The 26355-nt window shown below is 63.4% G+C and carries 30 protein-coding genes; 11 read left to right on the forward strand and 19 right to left on the reverse strand.

The window, feature by feature from the left end; genetic code table 11:
- Positions 1–367: 367 nt before the first annotated feature.
- The 15 genes from J1C56_RS24715 to J1C56_RS24785 all read right to left on the reverse strand — a co-directional run bounded on the left by J1C56_RS24715 (position 368) and on the right by J1C56_RS24785 (position 11559).
- Positions 368–1150, reverse strand: coding sequence for a flagellin N-terminal helical domain-containing protein (locus J1C56_RS24715; RefSeq protein ID WP_214392657.1), 783 nt, complete (start codon positions 1148–1150; stop codon positions 368–370).
- A gap of 266 nt (positions 1151–1416) precedes the next feature.
- The gene (gene fliP / locus J1C56_RS24720) at positions 1417–2148 is read right to left on the reverse strand and encodes a flagellar type III secretion system pore protein FliP (RefSeq protein WP_214392658.1); all 732 of its coding nucleotides are present in this window, start codon (positions 2146–2148) and stop codon (positions 1417–1419) included.
- Positions 2145–2654, reverse strand: coding sequence for a flagellar basal body-associated FliL family protein (locus J1C56_RS24725; protein ID WP_214392659.1), 510 nt, complete (start codon positions 2652–2654; stop codon positions 2145–2147). Before J1C56_RS24725 ends, fliP begins: the two co-directional genes overlap by 4 nt.
- A 9-nt stretch (positions 2655–2663) precedes the next feature.
- On the reverse strand, positions 2664–3368 hold the full coding sequence (gene flgH, locus J1C56_RS24730) for a flagellar basal body L-ring protein FlgH (RefSeq protein WP_214392660.1): 705 nt from the start codon (positions 3366–3368) through the stop codon (positions 2664–2666).
- Complete coding sequence (locus J1C56_RS24735; RefSeq protein WP_420797430.1) at positions 3365–3955, reverse strand: MotE family protein; 591 nt, start codon at positions 3953–3955, stop codon at positions 3365–3367. The genes flgH and J1C56_RS24735 overlap by 4 nt, the downstream gene beginning before the upstream one ends.
- Positions 3956–3964: 9 nt before the next feature.
- Positions 3965–5233, reverse strand: coding sequence for a flagellar basal body P-ring protein FlgI (locus tag J1C56_RS24740; RefSeq protein ID WP_246591902.1), 1269 nt, complete (start codon positions 5231–5233; stop codon positions 3965–3967).
- Entirely contained in the window at positions 5230–5703 is a 474-nt protein-coding gene (flgA, locus tag J1C56_RS24745) for a flagellar basal body P-ring formation chaperone FlgA (protein ID WP_214392662.1), read from the reverse strand. Before flgA ends, J1C56_RS24740 begins: the two co-directional genes overlap by 4 nt.
- A gap of 5 nt (positions 5704–5708) precedes the next feature.
- Positions 5709–6497, reverse strand: a complete 789-nt coding sequence (gene flgG / locus J1C56_RS24750; protein ID WP_214392663.1) for a flagellar basal-body rod protein FlgG — start codon at positions 6495–6497, stop codon at positions 5709–5711.
- Between the two features lie 11 nt (positions 6498–6508).
- Positions 6509–6820 (reverse strand): flagellar hook-basal body complex protein FliE, encoded by a 312-nt coding sequence (gene fliE, locus J1C56_RS24755; RefSeq protein WP_214392664.1) that lies wholly within the window; start codon positions 6818–6820, stop codon positions 6509–6511.
- Entirely contained in the window at positions 6820–7236 is a 417-nt protein-coding gene (flgC, locus tag J1C56_RS24760) for a flagellar basal body rod protein FlgC (RefSeq protein WP_067958576.1), read from the reverse strand. The genes fliE and flgC overlap by 1 nt, the downstream gene beginning before the upstream one ends.
- A gap of 5 nt (positions 7237–7241) precedes the next feature.
- Positions 7242–7622, reverse strand: coding sequence for a flagellar basal body rod protein FlgB (gene flgB / locus J1C56_RS24765; RefSeq protein WP_214392665.1), 381 nt, complete (start codon positions 7620–7622; stop codon positions 7242–7244).
- Between the two features lie 72 nt (positions 7623–7694).
- Positions 7695–8324 (reverse strand): hypothetical protein, encoded by a 630-nt coding sequence (locus J1C56_RS24770; RefSeq protein ID WP_214392666.1) that lies wholly within the window; start codon positions 8322–8324, stop codon positions 7695–7697.
- Positions 8308–9708, reverse strand: a complete 1401-nt coding sequence (gene fliI, locus J1C56_RS24775; RefSeq protein ID WP_214392667.1) for a flagellar protein export ATPase FliI — start codon at positions 9706–9708, stop codon at positions 8308–8310. Before fliI ends, J1C56_RS24770 begins: the two co-directional genes overlap by 17 nt.
- A complete protein-coding gene (flgF, locus tag J1C56_RS24780; protein ID WP_214392668.1) occupies positions 9709–10431 on the reverse strand; it encodes a flagellar basal-body rod protein FlgF in 723 nt (240 codons plus the stop codon).
- Between the two features lie 6 nt (positions 10432–10437).
- Positions 10438–11559, reverse strand: coding sequence for a DUF1217 domain-containing protein (locus J1C56_RS24785; RefSeq protein WP_214392669.1), 1122 nt, complete (start codon positions 11557–11559; stop codon positions 10438–10440).
- A gap of 152 nt (positions 11560–11711) precedes the next feature.
- Between J1C56_RS24785 and motA the strand changes: the two genes are divergently transcribed.
- From motA to J1C56_RS24815, 6 genes are read left to right on the forward strand one after another with little or no spacing between them, the layout of a single operon-like run.
- Positions 11712–12587 carry a flagellar motor stator protein MotA gene (gene motA, locus J1C56_RS24790; RefSeq protein ID WP_214392670.1) on the forward strand — a complete coding sequence of 292 codons (876 nt, stop codon included), beginning with the start codon at positions 11712–11714 and terminating at the stop codon, positions 12585–12587.
- Between the two features lie 36 nt (positions 12588–12623).
- Positions 12624–13556 (forward strand): FliM/FliN family flagellar motor switch protein, encoded by a 933-nt coding sequence (locus tag J1C56_RS24795; RefSeq protein ID WP_214392671.1) that lies wholly within the window; start codon positions 12624–12626, stop codon positions 13554–13556.
- A gap of 45 nt (positions 13557–13601) precedes the next feature.
- Positions 13602–14003, forward strand: coding sequence for a flagellar motor switch protein FliN (gene fliN / locus J1C56_RS24800; protein ID WP_214392672.1), 402 nt, complete (start codon positions 13602–13604; stop codon positions 14001–14003).
- A gap of 43 nt (positions 14004–14046) precedes the next feature.
- Positions 14047–15054, forward strand: a complete 1008-nt coding sequence (locus J1C56_RS24805; RefSeq protein WP_214392673.1) for a flagellar motor switch protein FliG — start codon at positions 14047–14049, stop codon at positions 15052–15054.
- 26 nt (positions 15055–15080) lie between these two features.
- Entirely contained in the window at positions 15081–16157 is a 1077-nt protein-coding gene (gene flhB / locus J1C56_RS24810) for a flagellar biosynthesis protein FlhB (RefSeq protein WP_214392674.1), read from the forward strand.
- Positions 16154–16597 (forward strand): hypothetical protein, encoded by a 444-nt coding sequence (locus J1C56_RS24815; protein ID WP_214392675.1) that lies wholly within the window; start codon positions 16154–16156, stop codon positions 16595–16597. Before flhB ends, J1C56_RS24815 begins: the two co-directional genes overlap by 4 nt.
- A 124-nt stretch (positions 16598–16721) precedes the next feature.
- Here J1C56_RS24815 and J1C56_RS24820 read toward each other — a convergent pair whose 3' ends face one another.
- Together J1C56_RS24820 and J1C56_RS24825 are read right to left on the reverse strand one after the other, a co-directional pair.
- A complete protein-coding gene (locus J1C56_RS24820; RefSeq protein WP_214392676.1) occupies positions 16722–17477 on the reverse strand; it encodes a helix-turn-helix transcriptional regulator in 756 nt (251 codons plus the stop codon).
- On the reverse strand, positions 17474–18175 hold the full coding sequence (locus J1C56_RS24825) for a helix-turn-helix transcriptional regulator (RefSeq protein ID WP_214392677.1): 702 nt from the start codon (positions 18173–18175) through the stop codon (positions 17474–17476). The genes J1C56_RS24820 and J1C56_RS24825 overlap by 4 nt, the downstream gene beginning before the upstream one ends.
- A 410-nt stretch (positions 18176–18585) precedes the next feature.
- Between J1C56_RS24825 and J1C56_RS24830 the strand changes: the two genes are divergently transcribed.
- On the forward strand, positions 18586–19770 hold the full coding sequence (locus tag J1C56_RS24830) for a TMEM43 family protein (protein ID WP_214392678.1): 1185 nt from the start codon (positions 18586–18588) through the stop codon (positions 19768–19770).
- A 4-nt stretch (positions 19771–19774) separates the two neighbouring features.
- Here J1C56_RS24830 and J1C56_RS24835 read toward each other — a convergent pair whose 3' ends face one another.
- On the reverse strand, positions 19775–20806 hold the full coding sequence (locus tag J1C56_RS24835) for a histone deacetylase family protein (protein WP_214392679.1): 1032 nt from the start codon (positions 20804–20806) through the stop codon (positions 19775–19777).
- A gap of 17 nt (positions 20807–20823) precedes the next feature.
- Entirely contained in the window at positions 20824–21477 is a 654-nt protein-coding gene (locus J1C56_RS24840) for a TetR/AcrR family transcriptional regulator (RefSeq protein WP_214392680.1), read from the reverse strand.
- Between the two features lie 257 nt (positions 21478–21734).
- Here J1C56_RS24840 and J1C56_RS24845 point away from each other — a divergent pair, with 257 nt between their 5' ends.
- From J1C56_RS24845 to J1C56_RS24860, 4 genes are all read left to right on the forward strand, one after another.
- The gene (locus J1C56_RS24845; protein WP_214392681.1) at positions 21735–23411 is read left to right on the forward strand and encodes an amidohydrolase; all 1677 of its coding nucleotides are present in this window, start codon (positions 21735–21737) and stop codon (positions 23409–23411) included.
- A 125-nt stretch (positions 23412–23536) separates the two neighbouring features.
- On the forward strand, positions 23537–24631 hold the full coding sequence (locus tag J1C56_RS24850; protein WP_214392682.1) for an ABC transporter ATP-binding protein: 1095 nt from the start codon (positions 23537–23539) through the stop codon (positions 24629–24631).
- Between the two features lie 3 nt (positions 24632–24634).
- A complete protein-coding gene (locus tag J1C56_RS24855; RefSeq protein WP_214392683.1) occupies positions 24635–25555 on the forward strand; it encodes an ABC transporter permease in 921 nt (306 codons plus the stop codon).
- Positions 25548–26348 carry an ABC transporter permease gene (locus tag J1C56_RS24860; protein WP_214392684.1) on the forward strand — a complete coding sequence of 267 codons (801 nt, stop codon included), beginning with the start codon at positions 25548–25550 and terminating at the stop codon, positions 26346–26348. The genes J1C56_RS24855 and J1C56_RS24860 overlap by 8 nt, the downstream gene beginning before the upstream one ends.
- Positions 26349–26355 lie beyond the last annotated feature (7 nt).

Consider the following 26355-nt stretch of genomic DNA (forward strand, 5'->3'; position numbering starts at 1 on the left):
TTCCTTATATTCGAATTCTTTGAGGAACATGCCGGCAACATTCCGGCTCAGGCGAAGCGGCATCATGCCTATGGCCAACTGTTCCGGGCCAACTCGCGCTGTAACCCGATCTAACCGGGAACACCCTGCCAAACGGCTAAGTAATGTGGTTAATCAACTGTAAACTGTTGATTTTTCTACAAGTTCATTTTCCATCACAAGTGCTGAGGCTGGTTGCCATGTACGTGCTTTGTTGAGGCAGAGCGGAAATTTGCCTTTAAAACGAAACCGGGCCGTACCTTTCGGTACGACCCGGTTTGCAACCCGAATGCCTGAGACGGCTCGGCTCGGGGCGGGGCGCGGTGAACCGCGTCCCGCCCCGACGCCATTAGCCGCGGAACAGCGACAGCAGCGACTGCGAGCTGGAGTTGGCGATCGAGAGCGCCTGGATGCCGAGCTGCTGCTGGGTCTGCAGGGCGGCGAGACGAGCCGACTCCTTGTTCATGTCGGCATCGACCAGCTGGCCGACACCGCGTTCGATCGAGTCGACCAGCTTGCTGGTGAACGACTTCTGCGAGTCGACGCGCGTCTTGGCAGCGCCGATCGTGGCGGCTGCCGACTGCATCGCCTTGAGCGCGGTGTCCACTGTCATCGTGTCAGTTGCAGCTCCCAGGGCAGCCTGCAGGTCGTAGGCGGCAACCGACATCGTCGTCGGCGCAGCACCCGGCTGGTAGCCGGTCACGATGGCAGCGGCCGTACCGCCGGTCTTGAGCATGTTGACGCCCTGGAAATCGGCGTTCGTGGCGATCGACACGACCTGGGCCTTGAGCTGGGTGATTTCAGCGTCGATGGCGGCGGTGTCGGTGCCGGGCGTTGCACGGGCAACGTACTTCTGAACGATTTCCTTGGTCTTGTTGATGGCTTCTTCCAGCGCCGAAGAAGCGGTGTCGAGGATGGCGGCGCCGAGGCCGAGAGCATCCTGAACGGCGCCGAGGGCGCCCGACTGGGTGCGCATGCTGGTGGCGATCGACCAGTAGGCAGCGTTGTCGGAAGCGGTCGAGACGCGCTCGCCGGTGGCGATGCGGTTCTGGGTGACGCCCAGGTTCTTGTTGGTGCTCGACAGGGTCTGCAGAGCGGTCATTGCGGACGCGTTGGTGAGAAGGCTGGTCATAAGCCCTGTTCCTTATATTTGAATTTTTTGAGGAACATGCCGGCAAACATTCCGGCTCAGGCGAAGCGGCATCATGCCTATGGCCAACTTGTTCCGGGCCAACTCGCGCTGTATCGCGATCTAACCGGGAACACCCTGCCAAACGGCTAAGCAATGTGGTTAATCAACTGTAAATGGTTGATTTTTTTGAGTTTTGCTGAAACGAGCCAAAGTTCTCGGCGTCGGCCGAGAACTGGCTGGAACGACGGTCGTGTGCGTGAACGCCGCTATGTAAATGATCGCACAAGTGAGCCGACAAGCAGGTTCCAGCCGTCGATGAGGACGAAGAACAATATCTTGAAGGGCAGCGACACGACTGTCGGCGGCAGCATCATCATGCCCATGGCCATGGTGATGGTGGCGACGATCAGGTCGATGACGAGGAAGGGCAGGACGATCAGGAAGCCGATCTCGAAGCCGCGTCGGATTTCGGAGATCATGAAGGCGGGGACCAGGATGCGCAGGTCGACCTTGTCTTCCGACACCGTCTGGCCACGCTCGCGGGCGAGGTCGGCGAACAGGTTGAAGTCCTTGTCGCGGACGTTGCGCATCATGAAGGTGCGGAACGGGTCGGAAATGCGATCGATGGCTTGCGCCTGGGTGATCTGGTTGTCCATCAGCGGCTTGACGCCGTTCTGCCAGGCCTGATCGAAGGTCGGCGACATGACATAGAAGGTCATGAACAAGGAAAGCGAGATGAGGATCAGGTTGGCCGGCGTCGATTGCAGGCCGATGCCGGTACGCAGGATCGAAAATGCGATGACGAAGCGGGTGAAGCTCGTCACCATGATCAAAAGGCCCGGCGCCACCGAAAGCACGGTGAGCAGGCCGAACATCTGGATGATATAGCCGATGGTGGCGCCATCGGTGTTGCCGAGCGCGCTCAGGTCGAGCTGCTGCGCGCTCGCGGGCGCGATGGCACCAGCGAGTATGGCTGCGGTGGCCAGGAATTTTTTCATTCGAAGATCAACGTTCTGATCAGCACTTCCTTGACGTGGCCGTCGCTGCGGATCGCGGCGCGTTCGTCGAGGTCGGTCTTGAGATGGCGGAAAGCGCTGGCGCCCTGGACCTGATGGATCCTGAGCGTGCGCACGAAGGCGAGCAGGTCCTGGTGGACACGGTCGGCGAGGTCGGCGGGTTGCGGCGAGTCGAGCACGAGCGACACCTCGAGGCGGATCCACATGGTGTCGGGTGCCGCGAGATTGGCGGTGATGGCGGGAAGCTGGATCAGCGTGCCGGCGGCCTCGGTGGCCGGACCGGCATGCGGCGCTTCGCCTTCCTTGGGCGCATGCGCTGCGGGCGCTTCGACTGCCGCCTGCTCGACAGGCGTGCTTTCGCCCTTGAGGTAGCTGCCCGACAGCCAGCCCATGCCGATGGCGGCCGATGTCATCACCGCCAGGATGCCGAACTGCACGACCAGCGAGGGGCCGGGCTTTGGGGGAAGGAACTGATTTATGTCTGACATGTCCCGGACCTAGAAGGGGAGGACCTGGTCGAGGAACTGCTGGCCATAGGGCGGCTGCTGGACCTCGGTGATGCGGCCGCGGCCGCCATAAGAGATGCGGGCTTCGGCGATGCGCTCGTAAGGAATGGTGTTTTCCGGACCGATGTCGGACGGACGCACGATGCCGGCGATGGTCAGCACGCGCAGCTCGGCGTTGACGCGGACTTCCTGCGAACCCCTGATCATCATGTTGCCGTTGGGCAACACGTCGGTGACGACGGCGGCCAGCAGCAGGTTGAGCTTCTCGGAACGCGTGGTGGCGCCGTCGCCGGAGTAGATCGACTTGGAGCCGGCACTGCCGTCGCCCTTGCCGCCGGTCTTGGCGCCATCCCATTCCACGTTGAGGCCTGCGGCGATGGTCCGGTTGGTGACGCGGTTGCGCTCGGACTCGTTCTGGAAACGGGCCCTGTCGTCGATCTCGATCTTGACCGTCAGGATGTCGCCCGGCTGCAGCGCGCGCGGGTCGGTGAACATGCGGCTCTGCTTGTCCTGCCACAGCGAAAAGCGCTTGGGCGGAGCGGCTGGCGATTCAGGGTAGCGGTACATCGACGAGCTGCCGTCCTCGATGCCGGAACCGACGGCCGACATGGTCGGCTCCTTGCCGATTTCCTTGAGGTTGGCGCCGCAACCGGCGAGGCTGGCAAGAGCGACGGTGAAGAGGGCTTTTCTGATCATGTGGGGTCTTCCCGGCGTGCGGCGCTCGCGATGATGCGGGTCAGCTCCGCCGCCGCCTTGCTTTCCATTTCGTTCAGGATGACGCTGGACTTGCGTGCGTCGAGCTTCATCAGGATGGCGGCAGCGAGATCGACGTTCATCACCGCCAGACGCTCGGCGGCGGCGTCGGGCTTCATGCGCGCATAGATCTGGACCACACCTTCCTCGGCGCGGGCGAGGAAGACCTCGCGGCGCTTCAGCCATGTCTCGTATTCGGTCTTGCGTTCCTCGAGCAGCGCGATGCGCTTGTCGACCTCGGCCTGAAGCTTCTTCAGCTCCTCAGCCTGCAACTGGTAGCGGCGGTCGCGGGCGGCGTCGGCGATGTTGGAGCAGAAGCGCTCGACCTCGCTCTGTTCGACCGGAGGCGTCACGGGTGCGACTTCGACAGGGGCAGCTGGAACCTCCCGCTCGATGACCCGCGTCGGTTTGCCCTGAACCAGTGGCGTCTTCGGCGCGGCCTGCTCGGCATAGGCCGAACCGGTCAACACCACGGCAAGTGCTGCCGCGGCAAGTGCCTGGAGGCGGAAGTGGGAAAGCGTGCTCGTCATGGCCATGGCCTACTGGACCACCAGGTCGGCCTGCAGCGCGCCTGCCGACTTGATGCCCTGGAGGATTGCGATGATGCCATCCGGCTTGACGCCGAGGCGATTGAGGCCGGCGACAAGCGTCTGCAGGTCGGGGCCGTCGAGCAAAGCGAGCTTCGAGGTCGGCGTTTCCGTCTCGATGACGGTGGCGTCCTCGACTGCGGTTTCGCCGCGCGAGAACGGCTCGGGCTGGACGACGCGCGGCTGTTCGGTGATGCGCACGGTGAGCGTTCCGTGGCTGATGGCGACGCGCGAGATCTTGACCTCGTTGCCGATGACGATGGTGCCGGTGCGCTCGTCGACGACGACCCGGGCCGGGGTGTCCGACATGATCATCAGGTTTTCGAGCTCGGCATAAAAGCGTGCCGTCGAAACGCCCTCGGGCTTGCGGATGACGACGACGCGCGAATCCTGCTCGCCGGCGACACGCTTGCCGAAACGATGGCGGGCATAGTCGTTGATGGCGTCGGCGATGCGCACCGAGGTCGAGAAGTCAGGGTTGAATAGCTGCAGCGTCAGCACGTTCTCGTCGGCAAAGCGCGCCTTGACCTCACGCTCGACGATCGCGCCGTTGGGCACGCGGCCCGAGGTGGGCACGCCTTGGGTGACCTGCTCGGCCTTGCCTTGCGCATTGAAACCGGAAACCAGCACCGAGCCCTGGGCCACCGCGTAGATCTCGCCGTCGGGTGCCTTGAGCGGGGTCATGACCAGCGTGCCGCCGGCAAGCGACGAGGCATCGCCGAGCGAGGAGACGTTGATGTCGATGCGCGCGCCGGCCTGGACGAAGGCCGGCAGGTTGGCGGTGACGATGACCGCGGCGACGTTGCGGACGCGGGCCCGGCCGTCTTCGGAAGCGATGCCGAGATTTTCGAGCATGGCGCGGATCGACTGCTCGGTGAAAGGCGAGTTGCGCAGGCTGTCGCCCGAACCGTTCAGGCCGATGACGAGACCATAGCCGACGACCTGGTTGTCGCGGGCTTCCTGGAGCGAGGCGACATCCTTGATGCGGACATTGACGAGATTGGCGCCGGTGCCCGAATTGAGCGTCGTCTGGCGGCCGCCGTCGCCGGATGTGGCGATGAAGTTGCCGTCGCCGCCACCGAATTCGGTCATGGCGTTGCCGCCGGCAGTTTGCTTGCCGCCGGCCTTCAACTGGCCGGCCGGAACACCGTCTGGGCCGTCGGCGTAGGCGACTTGCAAGCCGAATACGGCGATTGCGGCGAGCAACAGTCTACGGATCATATGGCACCCACGCGGATCGAGCCGTCGGCCATGACCGTGCCCGTGAAGACCTTGCCGCTGTCGAGGTTGCGGACCTTGACGACGTCGCCGGCAGCGCCGGGTTCGAGCGTCACGGCAGCCGCCGAAATCATCAGCGGGCCGGAGGCAAAGACGACCTGAACGGAGGCACCGCGGTCGACCAGCCAGGCTTCGCGCAGCGCGGTGATCGGAACATAACGGCCGGGCAGCAACGTGCGCTTGGCGATGCGGCCATCGAGCTCGTCGGCCAAAGTGGCGACGGCATCGGGCCGCACCTTGCCCGGCTTGAGGGTGATTTCCTTGAGCGAGGACAAGGCAATCGTCTCGCCGGGATAGATGACGCGGTTGGGAACGAGCACGACCTCCTGGTCGGCAGCCTGCGCTGCGCCGCCAAGCATGGCGAATGCAAGCACCGCCGTGCGGATATGGAGGAGGGCGTTCCGTCGCCGCATGATCTTCACCGGAGATTCTTGGAAACGACGGCAGCCATTTCGTCGGCCGCCTGGATGACTTTCGAATTCATCTCGTAAGCGCGCTGCGCCGAGATCAGCTCGGTGATTTCCTTGACCGGGTCGACGTTGGAGCTTTCGAGGTAGCCCTGGCGGACGGTGGCGTAGCCGGGATCCCCGGGGATGCCGACATTGGCCGCGCCCGAGGCTTCGGTTTCGGCGAAGAGATTGTCGCCGAGCGGCGCGAGGCCGGCCTCGTTGGCGAAGTTGGCGAGGGTCAGCTGGCCGAGCGGCTGAAGCGCTGTCTGGTTGTCGAGCCGGGCAAAGACCTGGCCGGAATTGTTGATGATCACCTCGACCGCGTCCTGCGGCACAGTGATCGCCGGGATGACGTTGAAGCCATCGACGGTGACGAGCTGGCCGGTGGCGTTCTTGTTGAACGAGCCGGCGCGGGTATAGAGCGTCTGGCCGTCGGCGCCCTCGATCTGGAACCAGCCCTTGCCGGTCAGCGAGAGATCGTATTCGTTGCCTGTGTTGGTGGGCACGCCCTGGATGTGGACGTTGCGCACTGCCGCGGTCTTGACGCCGAGACCGATGCTGACGCCTTCCGGCACGATCGCCGAATTCGCTCGGTTCGGTACGCCCTGGGTGCGGTCGACCTGGTAGAGCAGGTCGGAGAATTCGGCGCGGGCGCGCTTGTAGCCGGTGGTGTTGATGTTCGCGATGTTGTTCGCGATCACCTCGAGATTGGTCTGTTGGGCATTCATGCCCGTGGCGGCGATGGCAAGTGCTTTCATCGGGATGTTCCTCAGATGCCCATGCGGCTGACTTCGAGATAGGCCGTGACGATCTTGTCGCGGATGGCGACGGCGGCCTGCAGCGCCTGTTCGGCACTCATCACCGCGTCGACGACTTCACGCGTGTCGGCCTTGCCCTGGAGACCGGCGAGCGACAGCTGCTCGGCCTGGCGCAAGGTCGCCTGGGTCTGCGCGGCGGCGTCCGCAAGCGCTGCGGCGAATGACGAGGCGACACCGCCACCGGCGGCCGCGCCAGCCTCGGGCACAATGCTGGTCGGCTTGGACAGTAGCTGGGTGCCGACTGGGCTGATGCTGCCGATCATTACTGGTTCCTCATAAGATCAATCGTCATGGAAATGAGTTCGCGTGCCTGCTTGACGACCTGCAGGTTGGCTTCATAGGAGCGGTTGGCCTCGGTCATGTCGGCCATTTCGATGATGACATTGACGTTGGGCATCTTGACGAAACCGGCGGCGTCGGCGGCCTCGTTGCCGGGCTGGAATTCCAGCGGAAAGGCAGTCTGGTCATGGCCGATCGAGGCGATCTCGACTGTCGAGGCGCCAGTGGCTCGGTCGAGCTCGGCAGCAAAGCTGACAGTCTTGCGGCGATAGGGATCGGCACCGGGCGTGTTGCCGGTCGACTGGGCGTTGGCGAGGTTTTCCGAAACGATGCGAAGGCGTTCGGACTGGGCTCCGAGACCGGAACCGGCGACCTTGAGGGCGGCGACGAGCGGATCCATCGGCGTCAGGCCTTCGTGCTTAGCATGATCATGCGGTGGAAGGCCTTGACGATGGCCGTGTTGAGCTCGAACGAGCGGCGGACCTCGCCGGCTTTCATGAGCTCGTCTTCAACGGCGACCGTGTTGTCGGAAGGCAGGACCGCGTGCTTGGGATCCTCGGCCTTGATGGCGTAACCGGCTTCGGTGGCGCCGCCGCTGAGGTGACCCGTCTGGGTCGAGGTCATCGCGACACGCGAACGATCAAGAACCTTGTCGAACGGTTCGATGTCGTTGGTCCGGTAGCCGGGCGTATTGGCGTTGGCGACGTTACCGGCGATGGCGTTCTGGCGCACTGATAGCCAGCGAGCCTGCTGGGCGGCCAGATCGAACAGGTTGACGGGGTCCATGGAAATCTCCGAGCAGATTTCCAAACACTATTGCCCCAGTCTTGCGCGGGCCTTGCGCGGGGCCCAGCGCCATTATTGCGAGACCTGGAAGACCTCTTCGCGCGAGGTGACGAGCACCCATTTGCCGTCGCGCTGCTCGATCGATGCGACGCGGCTCGAGTCGGGAAGGACCGATCCGCGCTGGACGACCCAGACGCCGGCGTCGTCTTCGACCATGGCGCGGCCGTTGGTGATATGGACGAGCTTGAACTCGATCTTGGGTCCGGGGAAGGGCTGTTCGGCAAGGCCAGGAACGCCGGCCTCATTGTCCTTGTCAGGACGCAGCGAGCCGGTTGCAAACAGGTCGAGCTTCATCGGCGGAATGTCTTCGACCGACATCGGCGCGCCGACGCGTTCGACCTGCTGGCCCATCACCAGTGGCGGCGCCTGGTCATTCTGGCCACCGCCGGAGAATTTCATCGCGCGAATGCCGAACTTGTCCTGGTTGAAGAAGATGTACCAGGGAAACAGCGCGCAGGTGAGCCCGAGCGCAATGCCCAAGGCGGCAATGATGAAGTCGCTGCGGTGGTCGCGCTTTTCGCGCCGTGGCGCGATCGTCAGCGGCGAGCGCTTCAAGCCAAGGCGCTGCAGCAGCGTGCGCGGCTTGTCCTTGGAGCCGATCATCTCAAGGAACTCGCTTGCCGGGTCATTCCGCCTGAACATGGGCTCTATCCTTGGATTTCAGATGGCGTGCGAGGTCGGAGAACGGATCGAGCGAAGGCCCGTCGACTGGCGACTGGCCGAGTGCTTCGTAGATCACAGGGACCTGGCGCACGGCGAGGTCGAGGTCCGGATCGGCACCGGGCTGGTAGGCACCGAGCAGACGGATGTCGCGCGTATCCTCGAAGCGCGAGATCAGCGCCTTGAGCTTGCTGACGAGCTGGCGCTGCTCAGGGGTCCAGGCCTTGCCGGCGAGACGCGAGATCGATGCCAGCGGATTGACCGGGGGATAGCGGCCCTGCTCGGCGATCGAGCGGTCGAGCACGATGTGGCCGTCAAGGATGCCGCGGACGGAATCGGCGACCGGATCGTTATGGTCGTCGCCGTCGATGAGCACCGAGATGATCGCGGTGATCGAGCCGGTGCCCTCCATGCCGGGGCCGGCGCGTTCGAGCAGCTTGGGCAGCTCGGTGAAGACGGATGCGGGGTAGCCGCGCGCCACCGGCGGCTCGCCGGCACCGATGGCGACTTCGCGGAGTGCGTGGGCAAAACGGGTGATCGAATCGAGCACCAGCAGCACGCGGTCGCCACGGTCGCGGAAATGCTCGGCGACGCGCATGGCGGTATCAGGCGCACGGCGGCGCATCATCGCGCTCTCGTCGGAGGTGGCGACGACGGCGACGGTCTTGGCCATGGAGGCCACGCCGATGGTGTCTTCGAGGAATTCGCGGACTTCGCGGCCACGTTCGCCGATCAGCGCGACGACGACGGTGTCGAAGGCGTCAGCACCGGCGAGCATGGCAAGCAGCGTCGACTTGCCGACGCCGGAGCCGGCGAAGATGCCCATGCGCTGGCCGAAACAGAGAGGCGTGAAGATGTCGATGACGCGGACGCCGGTCATGAAGCCGGTTTCGACGCGCTGGCGCGCGAGGGCTGCCGGCGGGATGGCTTCGGCCGCATCCTGCCTGGTGTTGCGGATCAACGGCGTGCCGCCGTCGATGGGGCGACCAAGGGCATCGATGGCACGACCGCGCCAGCTTGGATGGGGCGTGATGGCGATCGGACCACGGGTGAAGACGGCGTCGCCGACACCAACATCGCCGCTGCTTTCGTATGGCGCGACAAGCACTTCATCGCGGCCGATCTGGACGATCTCGCCACGGCGGTTGCGGCCATGGCCACGATGCTCGACGATGTCGCCGAGGCGCGCGATCGAGGAGAGGCCGCCGACCTTGTAGTGGGTCGGCGCGATTTCCGTGACTTGCCCACCACGCCTGACCAGCAGGCGGTCGTCGGCGAAGCGATGCTGGATCCGCTCGAGCGCTTCGAGCCGATTGTCGTGAACCGCCTCGGGCTCGTTGCGGATATTGGCCAGCGAGGTGCTCACTTACTTCGAGCCAAGGGTCTTGATGGCTTCGGAGAACGAGGCTTCGGTCTGGCGCATCAGGGCGGCGGTGCTCTCAAAAGCGCGCTGCACCATGATGAGCTTGGTCATCTCCTTGATAGGATTGACGTTGGACTCCTCGACGAAACCCTGGACGATGCCGGCATCCATGCGGTCGACGACCGGCTCGGGCGCTGACGGCGGGATGACGCCGGAATTGCCGTAACGGACGAAATTGGTGCCCGGGTTGAATTCGTAGAGGCCGATGGCGCCGACCAGGCGTCCGTCCTGGCGCAACGAGCCGTCGGTGCCCGCGGTTGGCGGTCCGGCGCGCGGGTCGAGCTGCATCGGCGCGCCGCCGGCGTCGAGCACCGGGTGGCCCTCGACGGTGACGAGTTGGCCTTCGGCGGTCATGGAGAAGCGGCCATCGCGCGTCATCACGACGCCGGCAGGGGTCTCGATGCCGAACCAGGCGTCGCCGCGGACGGCGAAATCGAAGGGGTTGCCGGTTTCGCGCATGCCGCCATGCTGGGTCGAAAGATAGGTGTCGCCCGGCGAGGTGAAAGAGACGGATTTCGGGCCGATGCCGGAAACGACGTCCTCGAACTTCACGCCGGTGGCGCGAAAGCCGACGGTCGAGGCGTTGGCGACATTGTCGGCGATGGTATTGAGACGCTTTTCCAGTGCGACCTGGGCGGAAAGGGCGACGTAGAGACCGTTCTGCATGATGTCTCAGAACCTCATCTTATGCATGGCAAACAGCAGGTCGGCTGAGATGCCATAGGATGGTGAATTGCCGAAGAGCACGCCGACTGACTGCTGTACCGGGGAGGAAGGGTTGTTGATTTCCCACAGACTGGTGAAGCGCTTGAGGAAGTCGCCGAGCTTCTTGGGATTTGAAAAGGTCTCGATCTTGAGTTTGCTTTCGAACAGCTTGACCTGCTTGTCGATGTCGGCAGAGGCAAAGGATTCAGGCAGGCCGAGTGCCGTGCGCACGACCTTGGCGAGGGCGGGGTCGGCGAGGATTTCGTAGTAGCTGGTGACGGTCTTGGCCTTGCGCTCGAAATAGAGGGCGAGGCGCACGCCCTCATTGCTCTTGCCGGCGTTTTCCTCGAGCGTCTGGCGCACATATTTGTCGACCGCCGGCTTCTGGGCCGGATTGTAGGTCGTCGCGCTCTCGCCGAAGGCCTCGAAGTTGTAGGTGCTGGCGAACGCGGCGTAGCGCTTGTCCGTCATCTGGTTGGCGAAGCTTTTCGGATCGCGAACGCCGCCGGCCAGAACCTTCTCCATCATCTCCTTGTTTGGGATCGAAGCTTCGATGGCGAAGGATTTCATCGCGAAGGCGTAGAGCCGCGTGTCGGACATCAGGTCCTTGGCCGACTTCACCTTGACGATGTTGTCGAGGTAATATTGGACCTCTTGCTGAACGGCAGGCGAGTTGGGGTTGCCGCCACCCAGCTTGACCTGGGCGAGGTACTTGTCGACCGCGCCCTGCTGCGCCTTGTTGAAGATGGTGGCCTTGTCGCCGAGCTCGGCGAAGTTGAAGCTCTTGACGAATTCGGCGTAGCGCTTGTCGCTCAGCTTGTTGGCGAAGCTGTCCTTGTTGGCCACGCCTTCCTTCAAGGCCTTGGCTATGAAGGCCTTGGCGTAGGCCATGTTTTCGAGGCCGTGCGCCTTCATGGCGTATTTGAACAGACGGTCGTTCTTGACGAACTCGTCGACGCTTTTCACCTTGGTGATGTTCTTGAGGTAGTATTCCGTTTCGCGCTCGACCGTGGGCTGGTCCTCGACACGACTAAGAGCCTTGCCGAGATCCCGCGCGATCAGCTGGTAGCTCGTATAGGTATTGATCACGACAACAGCCCTTCCGCCGCAGCATAGACGGGGAAGGCTACGCTCAAATGCTTGCGCGAGGCTGAATCGGCTCGCGATGGTCCTTCAAGCCTCACACAAGGCACGGCAGCTATCTGTGCCTGCATGTTGCTTTGAATGCGGAAGGACCTGCTGTGGGCATTCTGATCGGACTCGTCGTGACGCTGGGCTGTGTGCTCGGCGGCTTCATGGCGATGGGTGGACACCTAGAAGTCCTGATGCAGCCTTGGGAGCTCGTCATCATTGGCGGCGCAGCCCTCGGCACCTTCCTGGTCGCCAACCCGATGGCCACCGTCAAGGATACCGGCAAGGCGATTGTCGAAGCGCTCAAGCAGGCGGTGCCGAAAGAGCAGGACTATCTCGAAACGCTGGGCGTTCTGCATTCGCTGATGCGCGAGCTGCGCACCAAGACGCGCTCCGAGGTCGAGGCCCATATCGACAACCCAGACGACTCGCCGATCTTCCAGGCCTATCCCTCGGTGCTGAAGAACTACGACCTGACGCATTTCATCTGCGACTATTGCCGTATCATCATCATCGGCAATGCTCGTTCGCACGAGATCGAGGCGCTGATGGACGAAGAAATCCAGACCATCCGCACCGACAAGCTCAAGTCCTATCACGCGCTGATCGCTGTGGGCGACGGCCTGCCGGCGCTCGGCATCGTCGCCGCCGTGCTCGGCGTGGTCAAGGCGATGGGCGCGCTCGACCAGTCGCCCGAGATCCTCGGCGGATTAATCGGTGCCGCACTGGTCGGCACCTTCCTTGGCATCTTCTTGTCCTATGCGGTGGTCGGTCCGATCGCCACCAAGATCAAGACGGTGCGCGAGAAGAAAAACCGCCTCTACATCGTCGTGAAGCAGACGCTGCTTGCCTACATGAACGGTTCGCTGCCGCAGGTGGCGATCGAGTTCGGCCGCAAGACGATTTCGTCTTACGATCGTCCGTCGATCGATTCGGTCGAGCAGAGCACGCTGAACACAGCCATCGTCGAAAAGAAGGCGGCCTGAGGCAATGCGGGACGCTGACAAAGGGCATCGCAAGTCATGAATACCACCGCAAGCCCGGCGGAATCGCGGGACGTCGTCATCGAGCGCCTGTTGGGCGATACCGGCGAACCGGAGAAAGTACTTGCCGCGTCGCGCCGTCTGGCTGAGCGCGCGGCAACCGCGGTTGCAGAAGCCATCAACGACGTGCTGCCTTCGCCCGTTTTCGTCGAGGTCGGCGAGGTCAAGCTTGGCCGCATGACCGATGCCAAGGCCGGCAAGAACAACCAGGCGATGACCGTTGCTCCGACCCGCGCTTCGCCCGATGGTCTGGTGATGACGTTCGATCCGCAGGCGATCGCCATCCTGGTCAACCTGATGTTCGGCGGCGACCCCACGCGCGATGTCGCGCCGATCGACCGCGATCTTTCGTCGATCGAGCTCGGCGTTGTCTCGCTGCTGACCCAGGACGTCGCGCGCGCGCTGAACGCGCAAGGCCCGGATGGCGGGCTCGGCGTCAAACTGCCGGCGCCGGAAGCGATGACCGGCGCGACGATGAAGAAACATGTCTTCCGCGACGGACCTTCGGCGCGCATCGTGTTGACCGTTTCGACGACGGTTTCGCGCGGTACGCTGACGCTGACCCTGCCGCAGCGCGTGCTGGTGACGGATCGCCGCCCGGCCGAGGTGGAAACAAATGCCGCGCCAGCCACCGAATGGCGCTCGCGCTTCTCCGACGAATTGATGCGCTCGACAGTCAAGCTCGAGGCCTCGATGCCGATCGGCCGCATGACGCTTGGCGACCTGACCGGGCTCGTGGTCGGGCAGGTCATCGAACTCGCCGAAAACACCCAGTCCAACGCGATTATCGCCGCCCGCGGCAAGACATTGTTTGCCTGCGAGTTCGGCAAGCTCGGCCAGAACTACACCGTACGCATCCGGCGTCCGTTCGACTCTACCGAAGAAACAATTGAAGGGATCGTCGCGGGTTGAGCGCTGCCTAGCAGCCACCGCGAACGACAGAACTGGAGAACACCGATGAGCAAGGCGCAGTCCAAGCCCGAGGTCGAAAAGCCCGAAATCGAGGAAGTCGAGGACGATCAGCTCAACCGTGCCATCGAAGAATTGCGCGGCGTTCTGAGCGAAGAGGAAAAACGACCAAGTGCTGCGAGCACCGCCGCCGCAGGCAACAACAGCGTGATCTTCGGCATTCCGGTCGAGGTGCAGATCGTATTGGGCAGCACCGAAATGCCGGTGTCCGAGCTGATGGCGTTGCAGAAAGGCTCGACCGTCGCGCTCGACCGACGCATCGGCGAACCGGTCGACGTCGTCGTCAATGGCCGCCGCATCGCCCGTGGCGAGATCACCGTGCTCGAAAGCGACCCGTCGCGCTTCGGCATCCGCCTGACCGAAATCGTTGCGGCGACCAAGAGCGCCTGAGGACTTTGACCGTGCTTACCCTCGCTTCTAGAAAGGCTTCCGCATGACGACGCTGGCGACGCTTACGCGGCCGCAGAAGGCGGCGGCCATATTGGTGGCGATGGGCAAGCCGTCGGCAAGCCGGCTGCTCAAGTTCTTCAAGCAGGATGAGCTCAAGGCGCTGATCGAAGGTGCGCGGCTGCTGCGCACCATCCCCCAGGCAGACCTCGAACGCATCGTCGCCGAGTTCGAGGCCGAGTTCACCGAAGGTGCCGGCCTGCTCGATTCGGCCGACAAGATGGACACGATCCTCAACGAGTCCCTGTCGCCGGAAGAGATGAACGCGCTGATGGGCGGCGCACCCCTGGCGATCAAGGACAACTTGCCGCCGGTGTGGCCGCAGGTCGAAAGGCTCGAAGCAACCCAGATCGGCGCATTCCTCGCCAATGAGCATCCGCAGACCGCGGCGATGATCCTGTCGAATCTCGCGCCGACCTATGCGGCAAGGGTGGTGTTGTCGCTGGAAAAGCCGGTGCGCAGCGAGATCATCAAGCGCATGATGGAACTGGCGAGTGTGCCGGAGGCCGCGACCAAGCTGGTCGAAGACCAGATCCGCAGCCGCGTCCTGACCGAAAGCGCCCAGAAGGACACTTCGGTTGGCCAGACGCGTGTCGCCAGCGTGCTCAACGAACTCGACAAGTCGCAGCTCGAAGAAGTCATGAGCGACCTGAGAGAGGTCGGCATGGCTGATCTCGACGCCATCCGGGCCCGGCTGTTCTCATTCGAGGACGTTCCGGCCATGTCGCAGAAGGCGCGCGTCGCACTGTTCGATGGGCTGTCGAGCGAACTCATCACGCTTGCCCTGCGCGGCACGGCGCTGCCGCTTGCCGAAGCCGTGCTGTCGTCGATCGGCGCACGCACGCGCCGCATGATCGAATCCGAACTCGGCCAGGGATCGGAAGGCGTTCAACCGGCCGATATCCTGCGCGCACGCAAGACCGTCGCCTCCACCGCTTTGCGCATGGCCAACGAGGGGCTCCTCGAACTGCCATCGACGCAGAACGCCGCCTGACCCCGTCGGCCGCGGTCTGCTGAGCGATGTCGGGCGAGGACAAAGACTCCAAAACAGAAGAGCCGACAGAGAAGAAAATCCGCGACACGATGGAGAAAGGCAAGTTGCCTGTCTCCAAGGAAATCGCGATCTTCACCTCGTTTCTGGCGATCATGGTCTACGCCGTGTTCTTCGCCGGCTCGGCGGTGACCGAACTTGGCGTCTTCCTGGCGAACTTTCTCGAGAAACCCGAGGCGTGGCCGCTCGGCACCGAGCGTGACGTCACCGAGCTCTACCAGGCCGTTGCAGTAGAAGTCGGCCGTGCCGTCGCCAGCCTGTTCCTGATGCTGATCGTGGCCGGAGTCGGCGCTTCGCTGATCCAGAACGTGCCGCAGTTCGTAGGCGAGCGAATCCGCCCGCAAGTCGACCGCATTTCGCTGACCAAGGGATGGAAGCGGATGTTCGGCGCGCAGGGCCTCGTCGAGTTCCTGAAGTCGCTGTGCAAGCTCGGCTTCGTCATGATCGTGCTCTACTTCGTGCTGTCGGACGATCATCGAAGGCTGCTCGCCGGCATGATCACCAACCCGGTTGCCTTCAGCGATGTCATTCGCGGCATCACCGTCGATATCCTGGTGGCGATCGTCTTCGTCATGGGGGCCATCGGCGTCGCCGACATCTTGTGGTCGCGCTTCCACTGGTTCCAGGAACAGCGCATGACCAAGCAGGAGGTCAAGGACGAGATGAAGCAGTCGGAAGGCGATCCGATCGTCAAGGCCCGCCTGCGTTCGATCGCCCGTGACCGCGCCCGCCAGCGCATGATGACGGCGGTGCCCAAGGCAACGCTGGTGATTGCCAACCCGACCCACTTCGCCATCGCGCTGCGCTATGTCCGCAACGAGGATGCAGCACCTGTCGTGCTGGCCAAGGGGCAGGACCTTGTGGCGCTGAAGATCCGCGAAATTGCCGAACAGAACGGCATTCCAGTATTCGAGGACGTGGCTCTTGCCCGCTCCATGTACAAGCAAGTTTCGGTGGATAGTGTCATTCCATCGCAGTTCTATCAGGCCGTCGCCGAACTGGTGCGGATCGTTTACGGAAACAGGGCTCAGCGCAATCCGTCATGAAAAATCAGCAGCATGCTTCGTCCCGTGAAGTCCTTGTCGCAACGGCCATCCAGCCGGTGGTGCGCGAATTGCGCCTCGTCGACCTGGCCGACTACATCGCCTTCATCCGGCTGGAGCATTTCGCCAACGTGGCGGATCTCGTCGATTCAGCGGCGGAGCTGTATTTCATGCCAGGCGCGCTGCGTCTCGGCCTGGGTGGCGAGGCGCATGTCAGCTGGACAGGCGCTCCGCGCATCGTTCTCGACCTCGAGCTCCGGCCCGAAGGGGCCGTGGTCTATTTCCAGCTGTCGATGACGGCCAACAACGCATCGGTGGAAGTCCACTACGTGTCGTTCGAAAAGCCCGATCCTGAGCCCGAAAAGAACACCGAATATCTCGCCGCGGCCATCCAGCACGCGATGATCAGGCAGACGGAAGCACCGCAGGCCGAAGCGGCCTAGGATTCAGGTGAGGCCGGCCTGCAAATGCCGGCTCCCTGCGCTTCCGGTGCTCACGTACTTGAATTTACGCTCCGCTCCGGTTCTCGGAATCCGCCATTTCGGCTCGGCCTGGCGTGACTCTACGTTAGTCGATCAGGCCCATCCGCAAGGCCTTGGCGACCGCATGCATGCGGTTGACGGCATTGAGCTTCTGCGTCGTCTGGGTGAGGTACTGGTTGGCGGTGTGGACCGAAAGCTTGAGCAGCTTGGCGATCTCTTCGCTGGTGTAGCCGCGCGAGGTCAGCTTCAGGCACTCGATCTCGCGACGCGACATCGACGGCAGGTCGCGGGACTGGGTGGAAATGATGCGGGCGACCGCATCGAACAGGGCAAAGCAGCGTCCGTGCAGGTCGTGCAGCGATTGTGGATTGGGCGAAAGCTCCGCGCCGGCGAAGATGAAAAGGCCGACCTGGCCGCGATCGGTGTAAACTGGGAAGGCGATGCCGCGGCCACTCTGCGCAAGCGGTTCGATGCGGCTCGTCCAGGGAAGTGCCGCAAAGGCCTGCGCCGCGTCGGCGTCGTCCGCCCACCAGCATGGCGCCGTCGACTGGCGCGCATGACGCATCAGGTGTTCGCCGATGCCGCCGCCAAGCAGGCGCGCCGCGGACATGGTGCTGGGATAGTCGGAATCAAAGCATGGCGTCAGCCGGCCGCTGTCGGCCGACGATCCGGCGAGGCACAGTGCGAAATCGCGGGCGCCGAGATCGACCGAGATCCAGCGGCAGCGCCTGGCGGCATCCGCGAGTGTGACGGCGTGCAGGCCCACCGGGTGTGGGGCGGCCGGCACGTCCTGTTGGAATTCGGGTGCGCGGCTCAGCTGCTTTGCCTGGGCGTAGCTCAAATGATGCCGCTCCTGATCGCGGTTGCAATCGCCATGGCGCGATTGGATGCCGACAGTTTCTGGATCGCGTGGGTGATGTAGCTGTTGACGGTGTTGGACGACACACCGAGGATCAGCGCCACCTCGTCGGTGGTCTTGCCTTCGGACACCCAAAACAGGCATTCGCGCTCGCGGTCCGAAAGCGGGTCCTGCATCGTCGCTGCGGCCAGCACGCTCGGCGCCTGCGACAGGGCATAGCAGCATTCGAGCTGGGTGCGCGGCATGACGTCGGGGTCGATGCGGCCGGCCTCGGCCGCCGAGAACAGGACAAACAGGCGCTGGCGGCCGACATGCAGGCGTAGCGCGAAGATTTCGGCATGGCCGAGCACGTCGAGCAGGCGGGCTTCCTCGCCGCCGAGCACTGCGGGTGCCTGGGAGGCAAGCAGGCTCTGCGGGCGGACGCCTGGCGCGCTGGCGAACGGGCCCTGGGCGAGGCCGGCGATCAAAGCGTGGCCGGCGAGCTGGATGGCGTCGTAGATCCAGTTCGAGGCGATGATCTGGAGATTGTCGCGTTCCTGGTCCTGGGCGATGGCGACGAGCATGTAGCCGTCGGCGCCGATCTCGTCGGTCAGGTTCATGAAGAAGGCGGTGAGATCGCTTCTGGATGCGAGCCTTGCTGCGACGGTGGTCTGTTCGTTGCGGGCTGCGAGGGCGGTCATCTCAAAAACTTCTGCCGGAATCCATTATGGAACCAGATTTGGGCGGTGCCCGAACCGGTCGAAAAACTCAAAACTTTGACGTTAAAAACGCGACGCGGACGCTTGGGCATCCATCGGCCGAATCCGTGCTGGTTGCGCGAAACCTGACGCGCTCTCCACCGGGGAAATCCCCAGTATTTCAGAGCGTTGGTGGTTCGCCGCGCCCCCCGAGGACCGGCTGATTCGGGTGTAATCTAACCCCTCGCGAATCGCTCCGCAAACATAATTGACAAAAAGTTAATTCAGAGTCCTTCGACAGACTCAAGGCGGGGTGAAACGTCGCGGAAACCTTGGGGAAAGCTTGCGAAAATCGCCATTGATCGGTCGGCACAATCGGCCTAACGCTGCGTCCACTTGGGCAGGGGAATGCAATGAGCGATCAATTTCGTGAAGTGACCAGCGTGTCGTGGTTCGGACGGATCAAGCGTTCGGTCGGCGGCGTGCTGGTCGGGCTGATCCTTGCCGTTGCCATGGTGGCAGTGCTGTTCTGGAACGAGGGCCGGGCGGTGACCACCGCGCGCTCATTGGCCGAAGGGGCGGGCGCCGTGATATCGGTGCCTGTCGACAAGGTCGATCCCGTCAATGAAGGCGAGCTGGTGCACACCACAGGCCCGCTGACCACGTCGGACGAGGTCAGCGATCCGGACTTCGCCATCGAGTCCAAGGGCGTGCGCCTGGTGCGTACCGCCGAGATGTTCCAGTGGGTTGAGAACTCCAAGTCGGAGACCAACACCAAGCTGGGTGGTGGCGAAGAGACCGTCACCACCTACAGCTATGCCAAGGAATGGCAGGACCGCCCGATCGCCTCCTCGGAGTTCAAGCAGGTAAGCAACCACCAGAACCCGCCGATGGAACTCGGTTCGCGCACGTTCCAGATCCATGAGGGCAAGCTCGGCGCCTTCACGCTGGACGAGCCGGTGTTCGACCGCATCGGCGACAGCAATCCGCTGACCATCACGCCGAGCCAGCTTCCAGATATCGCCGCGGCCTATCCCGGCACCGAACGTGTCAGCGTCGTCGATGGGCGCATCTATCTCGGCGCCAATCCGACCTCTCCGGCAATCGGTGACTACCGCATTGGCTACCAGTTGGTGCCATTAGGCGACATCAGTGTCATCGGGCGGCAAACCGGCGACAGGTTTTCGCCCTACCAGACGGTGGCCGGCGACGAGTTGCTGTTGGTCGACAGTGGCAGGGTGCCGGCCGACAAAATGTTCGCCGATGCGGTGAGCGTCAACACCCTCATCACCTGGCTGGTGCGCGCCGGCTGCCTGCTGTTGCTGGCTATCGGCTTCGGGCTGCTGCTGGCGCCGCTCGGCGTCCTGGCCGACGTGATTCCGTTTGTCGGCAGCATCGTGCGCATGGGCACCGGGCTGATCGCCTTCGTGCTGGCGCTGCTGGTGGGGACCGCGACGATTGCCATTGCCTGGTTCTGGTACCGGCCGCTGCTGGCGGTCGGCATCGCGGTTGGTGGGCTTGCTCTGGCCTATCTGCTGACGAGGTTCGGCAAACGCAAGGCGGCAGCCGCCGCGGCCCAGGCGGGCGCGACGGCTTAGCTCGTTACCGCCCTTCGAAACCGGTGAGCACGCCGACGGCGTTGACGCCGATTTCATCGACGGCGTAGCCGCCTTCCATGACGAACAATGTCGGCAGGCCGAGCTTGGCGATGCGGGCGCCGATCCTGGGATAGTCGGCGCTGGTCAGCTTGAAGTGGCTGATCGGATCCTTCTCGAAGGTGTCGACGCCGAGCGACACGACAACGACGTCCGGCGCATAGGCGGCGAGCTTCTGGCAGGCATCTTCCAGCGCCTCATTCCACTTCTCCCACGAGGTGCCGAACGGCATCGGGTAGTTGAGGTTGAAGCCTTCGCCCGCGCTTGAACCGCGCTCGTCGGCGTGACCGAGGAAGAACGGATACTCGGTCAGCGGGTCGCCATGCAGGTTGATGACCTGGATGTCGGGGCGGTCGTAGAAAATCTCCTGGGTGCCGTTGCCGTGGTGGTAGTCGACGTCGAGTACGGCGACGCGCTTGGCGCCCTGGTCGCGGAACCATTGGGCTGCAACGGCGGCATTGTTGATGAAGCAGTAGCCGCCCATGAAGGCAGCACCGGCGTGGTGCCCTGGCGGACGGCAGAGCGCGAAGGCGGCGCGTTCGCCAGCCTTGATGAGCTCGGCCGCGGTCAGCGCCACGTCATAGGACGACTTGATGGCGTCCCATGTGCCCTTCACGAAGCTCGCGCCGCCGTCGAAGGAATAGTAGCCGAGCAGCGCCTCGATGGTCTGGGGGCGGACGTCGCCGCGCAGGCCGCGCGTCGGCCAGGCGAAGGGAATGGCCGAGCCGGTCTTGCCGGCGGCTTCCCACTGCGGCCAGACGGTGGGCAGGAAGTCGATGTAGTCGGCGGTGTGCACCCGCTTTGCGGCGGTGAGATCGTGTATCTCGGGCGCCAGGATTTCCCCCAGCTTCTGATTTTCGATCCGTGCCTTGATGATCTCGGCCCGCGAGGGTTTTTCGAAGCCGGGCACGATGGCGCCGGCGACAAGCTCCATCTGGCCGCTGTGGCCGGCGTGGAGCGGCGAAAAGACTGTCTTCATGAAAATCCTTCCTGGTTTTAGTTGAGGTCGAGATAGGGGGCGACGAGGGCAAGCCACATGGTCTTGACGTCGTCCTGGATGAGATCGAAGGCCTTGCGGTCGCGCTTGAGCCCGACGAGGCGGCAGACGTGGCCGACTTCCATCATCACCACGCCGAGCCGGCTGGCGATGCCGTCCTCAAGGGCCGGGTTCACATGCTGCAGCCAGGCGGCGTAAAGCGCGATGATCTGGTCGTCATATTCGTTCTGGATGGGTCTGAGATCGGGATTGCCTGTTATGGCCTCGATGACAGGCATCAGGGTGGCGTTGTCGAGATAGAGCCTGGAGGTGTCGACGAAGAGCTTGTCCACCTCCTGCTGGAATTCGGCGCGGTTGGCGGGGCGGGGAGCTGCGATGCGCTTGGCGATCACCTCGGGAAACGCACCGAGCCAGCGACGGGCGAGGTCGAGCAGAATGGCTTCCTTGTTGGGGAAGTACTGATAGACCGAGCCGACGGACAGGCCGGCGCGCTGCGCGATGGCAAGCGTCGTCGGCGTCTTGGTTCCCTGTTCCCTCGTCAGGATCAGTGCCGCGTCCAGAATCCTGTCGACGACCTTGCTCGACCGTTCCTGTCGCGGCTGCTTGCGCGGGCTAAGCGCCGTCGTGGCCTTCTTTGTCAGACTGCGATTCACGGACTGAACTTCTCGCTCCCTGCTCGTCGCCATCATACACGAGAGACGTCCTCCACAACGCATCCCCGGGGAAACCCGCATATTGACAAACGCGAATAATTAGTCGCATTTTTTCTCGACGCTGTCTTTAGGGAAACAAGAGGAATTCCTGGGACAGCGAACCGGCCTCAGCCTTGCTGTCTGGTTGCATCACTCCTTGGGGATGGGGCAGCCGATGCGGGTTTGAACGCTCAGTCAGTCAAGTGCGCGGAGTCGCGATGTCTGTCCAAACGGTTCGCAATGCCGACCTGATCGTCATCAACGGTCGCGTGCTGACCATGGACTCGACCCGGCCCGCTGCCGAAGCGGTGGCCGTCAAGGACGGACTGATCGCAGCTGTCGGCGATAACTCCACGATCGAAGCGCTGCGCGGCCCCGACACCAAGGTCATCGACGCACGCGGCGGCTCGGTGGTTCCGGGCTTCATCGAAGCGCACATGCATCTCTTCTCCGGTGCCGCCGAACTTGCGCATTTGCAGCTTGCCGGCGTGCACGGCTTCGAGGCTTTGCGTGAGGCGGTGCTGGCCTATGCGGCTGAACGTCCGGACCAGCGCATGCTGGTAGCCCAGGGCGCCGACTACACGATCCTGGGCAGCGAGCGCGTGACGAGGCATCACCTCGACGCCATCCTGCCTGACAGGGCCTTCCTGATGGCGGCACCCGACCATCACACCTATTGGGCCAACACCAAGGCGCTCGAAATGGCCGATGTGCTGCGCGGGCGCGAATTGACGCCCGGCAACGAGATCGTCATGGGCGCCGACGGCCTGGCCGAGGGCGAGTTGCGCGAGAACGAGGCGTTCAACCCGGTGCTCAAGCTTGCGGGTGAGGAGCGCGTGCGGCTCGGCCTGTCGACGGGCGGCGAGCCCGACCCGATGCCCAATGCAGAGGAGCGTGCTGGCGACCGCGCCATCATGCGCCGCGGCCTCGACTGGTGCGCGCGCCACGGCATCACCTCTGTCCAGAACATGGACGGCAATTTTTACCAGCTGGAACTTCTGTCCGAGGTTGAGGCCGAGGGTGACCTGATCTGCCGGGTGAAGATCCCGTTCCACTACAAGAACTTCATGACGCTCGACATGCTGGACAAGGCGTCCGCCATGGCCGAGCGCTATGACAGCGACCGGCTGTCGTCGGGTCTGGTCAAGCTGTTTTATGACGGCGTGCTGGACTCCTGGACGGCCGTCATGATCGAGCCTTATGCCGACCGTCCGGACTGGGTCGGCGAGCCGCTGTTTTCGCCCGAGGAATTCAAGCGCATCGCCGCCGAGATCGACAGACGCGGCCTGCAGATCGCCGTGCATTCGATCGGCGACGGGGCGACACGCGCCGTGCTTGACGGCTACGAAGCTGCCGCAAGGACCAACGGCACGCGCGACAGCCGCCACCGGGTGGAGCATGTCGAGCTGACCACCGCTGATGACATCCAGCGCTTCGTCGACCTCGGCGTGATCGCCTCGATGCAGCCTCCGCACCCGCCGGGCGCGATGAGCTTTCCGCTGGAGCCGACGGTGTCGCGCATCGGCCGGGAGCGCTGGCCCTATGCCTATCCGACGCGCACCCTGATCGAGGCGGGCGCGCATGTGGTGTTCGCCTCCGATTGGCCGGTGGCGCCGATCGATCCGATCGAGGGCATGCAGGCGGCGATGCTGCGCAAGCCTTGGGCTGATGACATGCCCGACCAGAGCGTTTCGCTGCACCAGGCGCTGGCGGGCTACACGGTCGAGGGCGCCTATGCCGAGTTCAACGAAGATCGGAAGGGCCAGCTGAAACCGGGCTATTTCGGCGATTTGGTTGTGCTTTCGGCCGACATCGAAGCGACAGATCCGGCCGTGCTGCACGAGGTCCGGCAGGTGACGACCATCTGCGGGGGGCGGGTGACCTACCAGGCGTGAGCCGCATGGCAAGCGCCTGACGACATGACTGCGAGCCGTTGTTGCCAAGCCTGACGGCGTGTGGTGACAATTGAACGGGGAAAAAAGTTCCACTGTGAAGGTGGGCGGAACAATGGGGCGTTTGCGTGCCGGATACACCGGGTAAGAATGCGATCGAGGTTCGTGGGGTTCGTAAAGTATTCGGGACGGGAGAGGCGCAGGTCGCAGCGCTGGACACCGTTTCGGTTTCGATCAGGGAAAACGAGTTCTTCACGCTGCTTGGACCTTCCGGCTGCGGCAAGACCACGCTGCTTCGCCTGATCGCCGGCTTCGATTTCCCTTCGGAAGGTGAAATCCTGCTCTATGGCAGCGATATCGCGCCACTGCCGCCGTTCAAGCGGCCGGTCAACACGGTGTTCCAGTCCTACGCGCTGTTTCCGCACATGACGGTGGCGCAGAACATCGGCTTCGGCCTCGAGATGCTGGGCAAGCCGCGCGCCGAGATCGACGCCCGCGTCGCCGAGATGCTGAAGCTGGTGCGCATGGAGAAGCTCGCCAAGCGCCGGACGAGCCAGATCTCGGGCGGCCAGCAGCAGCGTGTCGCACTCGCCCGCGCGCTTGCGCCGCAGCCCAAGGTGCTGCTGCTCGACGAGCCGCTGTCAGCACTCGACTACAAGCTGCGCAAGGAGATGCAGATCGAGCTCAAGCGGCTGCAGCACGAGACCGGCATCACCTTCATCTTCGTCACCCACGACCAGGAAGAAGCGCTGACAATGTCGGACCGCATCGCGGTGATGTCATCGGGCAAGATCCTGCAGGTCGGCAGTCCGCGCGACATATACGATCGCCCGGCCGAGCGTTTCGTCGCCGACTTCATCGGCGAGACCAATTTCCTCGACGCCAGGATCGACAGCCTCGACGGAGGCAAGGCCAAGGTGACGCTGAAGTCTGGCGCCTCCATTTCCGCAACCGTTGCCGACGGCTTCAAGCCCGATGGCGACGCGACCGTCGTGATCCGGCCCGAGCACGCCAAAGCCGTCAAAGGGCAGGGCGACATCTCAGGCGTGGTCGAAAACGTCGTCTATTTCGGCACCGACACGCATGTTCACATCAAGCTGGACGATGGTGAGACCTTCACCGTGCGCCAGCAGAATGCGCGCGGCGCGGGAGCCACCTTCGAGCGTGGCGAGCGTGTCGGCGTGGTGATCGGCGACGACGCGGCCCAGATCCTGAAGGACTGAGCCATGGCCACTGCTGCGGAAGTCGAAAAACTCAATGAAAGCCGCGATGTTCGCAAGCGCTGGCTTTTGTCGGCGCCGGCGCTGACCATCATCTTCCTGGCGGCCTCAGGGCCGCTGCTGATCGTGTTGATCTACTCTTTCCTGACACCGGGACCTTATGGCGACGTGGTGTGGAAATTCTCCACCGAAGGCTGGGTGTCGGTCCTGCTTGAACGCGACATCTTCGATGACACGCTGGCCTTTGCCAGCGCGCATCTCACCATCTTCTGGCGCTCGCTGAAACTGGCCCTGATGGCGACCGTGGCGACGCTGATCTTCGGGTTCCCGACTGCCTATTTCATTGCGACGCGCTCGGAGCGGACCCGCGACATCTGGCTGTTTTTGATCACCATTCCGTTCTGGACCAACCTTTTGATCCGCACCTTCGCCGTGCTGCAGGTGATCCGCAACGAAGGCATCGTCAACACCGCGCTGATCAATCTCGGCATCATCGATCAGCCGATCCAGATGCTCTACACCGACTTCGCCATCATGGTCGGCATGGTTTATGTCTATCTGCCGCTGATGGTGCTGCCGCTTTATGCCAGCATGGAAAAGCTCGACTTCCGCCTCGTCGAGGCCGGCTACGATCTCTATGCCACCCGCTGGCAGGTGCTGCGCCGGATCATCTTCCCGATGGTCAAGCCGGGTGTCATCGCCGGTTCGATCCTGGTCTTCATTCCCGCCATCGGCGCCTATGTGACGCCGAGCGTCCTGGGCGGCGGCAAGAACATGATGTTCGCCAACCTGATCGAGCTGCAGTTCGGGCAGGGCCGCAACTGGCCGCTGGGGGCGGCACTGTCGATCACCGTCATGGCGATCGTCATGGTGGCGCTGCTGGTCTATGTCCGCAACACGTCGGGATCGGATGCGCGTCATGGCTAAGCGGTTTTCGATCCGACAGCAGACCGGCTTCACCGCCATCGCCGCGGCCTGCTTCGTGCTGCTTTATCTGCCGATCGTCGTGCTGGTCGCCTACGCCTTCAACGACTCGACCTCGGTGTCGGAATGGGGTGGCTTTTCGCTGCGCTGGTTCGTCTCCGCCTGGAGCAACGTGCAGGTGATCGACGCGTCGCTGCGTTCGCTGCAGATCGCTTCGTGTGCCGCCATACTGGCTACGATCGCCGCCACGATGGCGGCACTGGCGACGACGCGGACGCAAGCCTATCGCGGGCTGACCTTCAAATACGCCTTCATCAACCAGCCGCTGATGGTGCCTGAGATCGTCACCGGCGTTGCGTTGCTGATCTTCTTTGCCCAGATCAAGGTCGCCACCGGCTATTCGGGGCTGGGTTACCTGATTGCCGCGCATACGGCGTTCTGCATCCCCTTCGCCTATCTGCCGATCCGGGCGCGGCTTGAGAACATGGACCTGACGCTCGAACGGGCCGCCGCCGATCTTTACGCCACGCCGTGGAAGGCGTTCCGCCGCGTGACGCTGCCTCTTTTGTGGCCGGGCATCATCGCTGGCCTGATGCTCGCCTTCGTCATCTCGCTCGACGACGTCGTCATCACCGAGTTCGTCAAGTCGGGCGGGCAGGACACCTTGCCAACCTACATGCTGGGGCAGATCCGCCGCGGCATCACGCCGGAGGTCAATGCGATCTCGACCGTCTTCCTGCTCTTGTCGGTCGTCATCGTCACGCTGTTCTTCTTCTTGAGCAGGAAACGGGATTAATCAACGG

Origin of the sequence: Aminobacter anthyllidis (assembly GCF_018555685.1) — a bacterium.
GTDB classification, from domain to species: domain Bacteria; phylum Pseudomonadota; class Alphaproteobacteria; order Rhizobiales; family Rhizobiaceae; genus Aminobacter; species Aminobacter anthyllidis.